We start from the raw sequence: 5,881 nt of genomic DNA, 5'->3' as shown, positions 1-5,881 counted from the left end.
AACCTATAACTTTGGGGGCTTTTTTTCTACCCTAAACTTCTCAAACACGCTCTTATATCAACGCTTTGATGTTGAAGGTCGCCCCAATATCAATGACGGACGCAATAGCTTTACCTACTATACGCCTGTGGTGGGGATTCCTGAAATCAGTGCCCCAAATATCAAAAACCGTTCCTTTAGTATCACTGCCGATGTCGATATTCCTAAAAATGGCGCAGAAGGCGTTCTAGTGACGCAGGGCGGACGGTTTGCAGGGTGGAGTTTCTACCTCAAGGATAGTAAGCCGACCTTTGTTTATAATTTCCTGAATAGCACTCGCACCACAATTCAAGCTTCGGAACCCGTAGCGAGTGGTAAGTCCAAAATCCGCTTTGATTTCACTTCCGATGGTAGTGCGATCGGTGCTGGTGGTACGGGTAAGCTCTTTATCAATGACAAACAAGTTGCCGAAGGTCACATCGATAAAACCGTAGCGGCTCGTTTTGGCATCGATGACACCTTTGATATCGGGCGAGATACGGGTACGCCAGTTGCGGACACTTATCAAGTTCCCTTTAAGTTCTCAGGCGAGTTACAACAAGTCAAGGTCGATCTGTTGTAGTCGATAAAAGCGAATAGATTGCAATCGCTCTTACGAAATCAGCATTTTGCGATTTTGTGGGGGCGATTGCTCGTTTTAGAATCCATCTAGTTAACTAAGCTATAATTAGGAACAAATTGACTTGCGAAAACTACTTATGTCTCCATCTAATATTGAAGAGAGGCTATCCAAGCTTGAAGCCGAAGTTACTCAATTAAAACAATGTCTATCGATCAATATAGATACTGTTAAGCCTTGGTGGGAGAGTATTATTAGTGTGTTTGCTGATGATCCTGCTTTTGAAGAGGCGATTACAATTGGTCAAGAATATCGAAGGTCTTGGAAAGACGAATTTGAGATCGATGAGGTTAGGTAATGTATTTACTTGACACAGATCATCTTAGTGTGATTGAGCGTGGTGGAGTTCCAGCTCAAAACCTTGTTAAAAAACTTGCTATTCTCTCACCTGAAAGTATTGTCGTTACGATTATTACTTATGAGGAACAAACTCGTGGATGGCTAGGTTACATTGCGAAAGCACGAAATTTGGAAGAACAAATTATTGCATATCGTAAACTAGAGAAGCATATCACCACTTTTTCAAAATTAAAGGTAGTGGGCTTTGATAATGAAGCGGCAAATGTTTTTAAGGAACTTCGAGCTAATTATCCGCGATTGGGAACAATGGATCTAAAAATTGCAGCGATCGCTATTTCTAAGAAGGCAACTTTACTAACTCGTAACTTGTCTGACTTTGAGAATATTGCCAATTTGCAAGTGGAAGACTGGACAAGCTGAGCGATTGCCAGAAATAATTTGTTTTCGAGTGTATGGCATACACAAACAAAAACTGAGTAATACTGTAATTCTGAAGCATATATTACGATCTATCTCAAATTTCTCAGGGTGCTTTCAACTTTCTACAAAAGGATAAGATGTTACTAGAGACTGAGAAAAGAATATGACTGAAACCGTTGTTTTGCAAATACCAGAAGCATTGTACCAACGCTTATCGATGCAATACTCATTTATACTAGAAAGAAGTGTTAGAGAACTACTCAAATGCCAGAAATACTTAGAAGAATCACAGTAAATCCCAAACAATGTGGCGGTCGCCCTTGTATTCGCGGCATGAGAATTCGTGTCTCTGATGTTCTCGACCTATTTGCGGCTGGACTAAGTGCCGAAGAGATTTTAGAAGAAATGCCCGATCTAGAAAGAGATGACTTGAAAGCCGCCCTCGCTTACGCATCGCGTAAACTCAATCATCCCGTATTAGTTGCATGACTAGGTAAATCATTAGTAGAGATTAGCGGAGCTTCAATTTAAAAAAATGGATATTGAAGCCTTAGATGTCTTTTGAATGACCGACTTTTTTTTTAAAGATGTGATATGACTGAAGGCTTGACATTAATCAAGTTTATCTAATTCATCCTATGACAAACCTGATCGAATACGAAACTGCCAGTGACGAAGTAAAGGCAGTTTATGACGATATTCGTATTACCCGCCAGACTGAATATATCAACAATTTCTGGAAAGCCCTTGCCAACCATCCGCCCACCCTGCGGCGCACATGGGAAACCCTTAAAGAAGTCATGGGTGGTGAAGGCGATATCGATCCCCTCACAAGGGAACTGATTTACATTGCTGTCAGCGTCACCAATGGCTGTGAATATTGTATTGCTTCCCATACCGCTGCTGCCCGTGCTAAAGGGTTAACCGAAAAAGTCCGAGGCGAACTCTTTGCGATCGTTGCTGCCGCGAATGGCAATAATCGTCTTGCCAATGGCTATCAAGTTCCTATCGACGAGCAGTTTAAAGCATAATGGTTGCAGTTTTATTCGATCTAGATGGAACTCTCACCGATCCTAAGATTGGGATTACCTCCTGCATTCAGTATGCGATCGATCGCCTTGGCTATCAGCCCATCGCCACCGAGGAATTGCTTTGGTGCATTGGCCCACCCCTAAAAACAAGTTTTGCCAAGCTGTTGCAAACTGCCGATGAAGGTTTGGTAGATCGGGCAATTTCTCTCTACCGCGATCGCTTTTCAACCCTTGGTCTATTTGAAAACGTCCTTTATCCCGAAATTCCAGAAACCCTTGAATCGATCCGAGCGAAAGGCTATCAAACCTATGTGGCAACCTCTAAACCTCATATTTTTGCTAAACGAATTATCGAGCATTTCAGTCTGTCATCGCTCTTTGATGGCATCTATGGCAGCGAACTAGACGGCACGCGCAGCATAAAAGGCGAACTGATTCGTCATGTTTTGCTCCGTGAAAACCTAGCTCCTGAGGAGACTGTGATGGTCGGCGATCGCTTCCACGATGTTGTCGGGGCAAAGCAAAATCAAGTATTCGCGATCGGTGTCACCTATGGCTATGGCACGGAAGAAGAATTAAGCACCCACGGTGCTGATGGAATTGCTCATTCCCCCATAGATATTCCCAACCTGATTCCACCCAAGTAGAACCCACATCAATTCCCTATGAATGAACTATTGTCACATATCGATCCCAATCTACTCCAACAGATCGGATTTTATTCGCATCAGATCGACTTCACTTTTCTGAGTAGGCTCTCATTTCTTCTCTTTATTCTGGCGATGCTACTTGGCACGGGCTTGAGTCTGACTGTATCGCAGATTTTAGAACCCCTGCGCAATGTACGTTTAGTCATCTTCTCCCTAGTGGCAAACTTTGTGGTTGTGCCCTTTTTGGTCTTTCTCGTACTGCAATTTGTCACGGTAAGCGAACCGATTAAGATTGGCTTTACGATTCTTGCCGTGGCGGCTGGCCCTCCTGTTTTGCCGAAATTAGCACAAATGGTAAATGGGAACCTCGCCTTTGCCGCCGGATTAATGATGGTGTTGATGCTTGGCTCTTCGATCTTTATGCCGATCGTGCTGCCCCTAGTTTTAGATGGCGTACAGATTAGTCCTTGGCAGGTTGCGAAACCTTTATTTGTTTCTCTATTGCCTCCCTTAGCGATCGGTTTGCTGATTAGGTGGCGTTACGAAGCGATCGCTGCGAATATCGTCCCCTTTCTCCGTCGAGTTACCAATTTTTCCCTAATTCTAGGTTTGGTTTCCTCCCTTGCATTGCAGTTCAATAGCTTGATTGAATTGGCTAAAAGTGGAATCGTAATCGCGATCGCCGTTTTTATCGTGGTTGCTTTTGCGGTGGGATATTTCCTCGGTGGTCCCAATCTCGATACGAGATTAACCTTAGGCGTGGGTACGGCACAACGTAACATTGCAGGAGCACTCTTAGTCGCTGGAACGAATTTTGAAGATCCCGCGATTATCAGCGTCATCGTGGTGACGAGTTTATCCTTATTTGTGGTAATCAGACTGATCGCGAGAATCTCTTTGAGTCAACAAGCTCAACCTGAGGCAGAGAGTACAACTTCTGTGGGTAATGTTCAATAATGAGCAGTTGTTTTTTGCCACTTGGTCTCTCCATTCCGATTTTCAGGAGGCTGCAATCGATAGAGAAAAGCTACCAATACCATTCTTAATAGATTAAAAATATGAAATTCACAGCTTTGAATGACCAACTGCATGACTACCTCCTCTCCGTTTCTTTGCGCGAACCGCTACTTTTGCAACAACTGCGCGAGGAAACCTCACACCACGCCAGAGGCAATATGCAAATTGCCCCAGAGCAAGGACAGTTCATGGCTCTACTCGTGCAACTGATTGGTGCAGAAAAGACCTTGGAAGTTGGCGTGTTTACGGGTTATAGTTCGCTTTCGGTCGCTTTAGCTTTACCCGAACATGGAAAAGTGATTGCCTGTGATGTCAGCGAAGAATATACCAGCATTGCCAGACGCTATTGGGAAAAAGCCGAAGTTACCCATAAGATCGACTTGCATATTGCCCCTGCGATTCAGACGCTCGATCGCTTGCTGGCAGAGGGACAGGCGAATACCTTCGATTTTGCCTTTATTGATGCTGACAAAGAGAACTACGATGGTTACTACGAGCGATCGCTACAACTTGTGCGTAAGGGTGGCTTAATTGCGATCGATAATGTGCTGTGGAGCGGACGAGTGCTAGACTCACAGCTTCAAGATGTCGATACCCTAGCAATTCGCGCCCTCAACCAGAAGTTGCATCAAGATCGACGGATTTCTCTATCGCTATTACCCGTTTCCGATGGATTAACTCTGGCACTAAAGCGTTAAGCATGGAAGCCAAACATCCGCATCATCTGTACTCATCTTAACTTGTAAGTTCGCTAGGAATTTTCCATGAAATTAAAACAAATCTTATCTTCCTTAGTAAGTCCTGCCTTGCTCAAGATCTTGACCGTTGTTTTCTTAATATCCGTGGGTCTGACAACTTCTTGGGATTTAGTTCGAGCTACCCCAAAAGACTCTTCTTTGAGCAATCCCACGTTAGCGCAAGTGATTGCCAGTCCCCATCGCTCTGCTAAAAATCGCGCCCGCGATCGCGATCGCCATCCAAAGGAAACACTAGAATTTTTGGGATTGCGCCCCAACTATACAGTTGTCGAGCTATGGTCTGGCGGAGGTTGGTATACGGAAATTCTGGCTCCATTCCTACGCGATCGCGGACAGCTCATTGCGACCAATTTTGACACGACTAAAAGTAAGCCAGCTAAGGCATTTCAAGAAAAATTGACTACCAATCCTGATATCTTTGGCAAAGTGAAAGTTGTCACGATTGAACCACCTCAGAAACTGAAACTCGCTCCTAATAACTCCGTCGATCTAGTTTTAACATTCCGCAATATCCACAATTGGATTACGGGTGGGTATGCTGATAAAGTGTATGCCGCAGCATTTCAGGCGCTCAAACCCAATGGTATTTTCGGTGTAGAAGAGCATCGGGCTAAGGCTGGGACAAGTTTACAAGAGAGTGCTAAGACGGGATATCTTGACGAGAAGTCTGTCATTGCTGAGATCGAAAAGGTAGGGTTTAAGTTCGTTAGCAAGTCGGAAATTAATGCTAATCCCAAAGATACGAAGGATTATGTCGATGGAGTTTGGACGCTTCCACCTACATTGAGGCAAGGAGAGAAAGATAAGGAACGCTATCTTGCCATTGGAGAAAGCGATCGCATGACCTTGAAATTCATTAAGCCAGCTTCTCTTGACAGGGTTCTACCCTAAATTTAAATTGAATCACTTGAAGAAGATTAAGGTTAGGGTAGCATGACACATATTCTTTGCTTACAAAACCAAATATGAACAAAGAGTCTAAAATTCAACTTGCTAGTACAGCAGGGCGGAAATAGGGCTACCCTATAGAAGGTGAGCTAAATGAAA

The 5,881-nt window shown here is 43.9% G+C and carries 8 protein-coding genes and 1 pseudogene; all 9 read left to right on the top strand.

All coding sequences use genetic code 11. From position 1 onward, the window contains the following. Positions 1–601: pseudogene (locus V2H45_RS24850) on the top strand (arylsulfatase); the annotation flags it as partial. A 136-nt stretch (positions 602–737) separates the two neighbouring features. Next, complete coding sequence (locus V2H45_RS24845; RefSeq protein WP_330486385.1) at positions 738–956, top strand: hypothetical protein; 219 nt, start codon at positions 738–740, stop codon at positions 954–956. Continuing rightward, the gene (locus V2H45_RS24840) at positions 956–1,378 is read left to right on the top strand and encodes a type II toxin-antitoxin system VapC family toxin (protein ID WP_330486384.1); all 423 of its coding nucleotides are present in this window, start codon (positions 956–958) and stop codon (positions 1,376–1,378) included. Before V2H45_RS24845 ends, V2H45_RS24840 begins: the two co-directional genes overlap by 1 nt. 264 nt (positions 1,379–1,642) lie before the next feature. Continuing rightward, on the top strand, positions 1,643–1,867 hold the full coding sequence (locus tag V2H45_RS24835; RefSeq protein ID WP_330486383.1) for a DUF433 domain-containing protein: 225 nt from the start codon (positions 1,643–1,645) through the stop codon (positions 1,865–1,867). 149 nt (positions 1,868–2,016) lie between these two features. Further along, a complete protein-coding gene (locus V2H45_RS24830; protein WP_330486382.1) occupies positions 2,017–2,409 on the top strand; it encodes a carboxymuconolactone decarboxylase family protein in 393 nt (130 codons plus the stop codon). Continuing rightward, entirely contained in the window at positions 2,409–3,056 is a 648-nt protein-coding gene (locus V2H45_RS24825; protein ID WP_330486381.1) for an HAD family hydrolase, read from the top strand. Before V2H45_RS24830 ends, V2H45_RS24825 begins: the two co-directional genes overlap by 1 nt. 18 nt (positions 3,057–3,074) lie before the next feature. Then, a complete protein-coding gene (locus tag V2H45_RS24820; RefSeq protein ID WP_330486380.1) occupies positions 3,075–4,016 on the top strand; it encodes a bile acid:sodium symporter family protein in 942 nt (313 codons plus the stop codon). A 101-nt stretch (positions 4,017–4,117) separates the two neighbouring features. Continuing rightward, complete coding sequence (locus tag V2H45_RS24815; RefSeq protein WP_330486379.1) at positions 4,118–4,774, top strand: class I SAM-dependent methyltransferase; 657 nt, start codon at positions 4,118–4,120, stop codon at positions 4,772–4,774. A gap of 66 nt (positions 4,775–4,840) precedes the next feature. Next, positions 4,841–5,725, top strand: a complete 885-nt coding sequence (locus V2H45_RS24810) for a class I SAM-dependent methyltransferase (protein WP_330486378.1) — start codon at positions 4,841–4,843, stop codon at positions 5,723–5,725. Positions 5,726–5,881: the final 156 nt, after the last annotated feature.

The sequence above is a fragment of the Tumidithrix elongata BACA0141 genome, from assembly GCF_036349135.1.
Classification (GTDB): Bacteria; Cyanobacteriota; Cyanobacteriia; order Pseudanabaenales; family Pseudanabaenaceae; genus Tumidithrix; species Tumidithrix elongata.
Note: the sequence above shows the minus strand (reverse complement) of the source record. Positions and strands in the feature narration are given on the sequence as shown.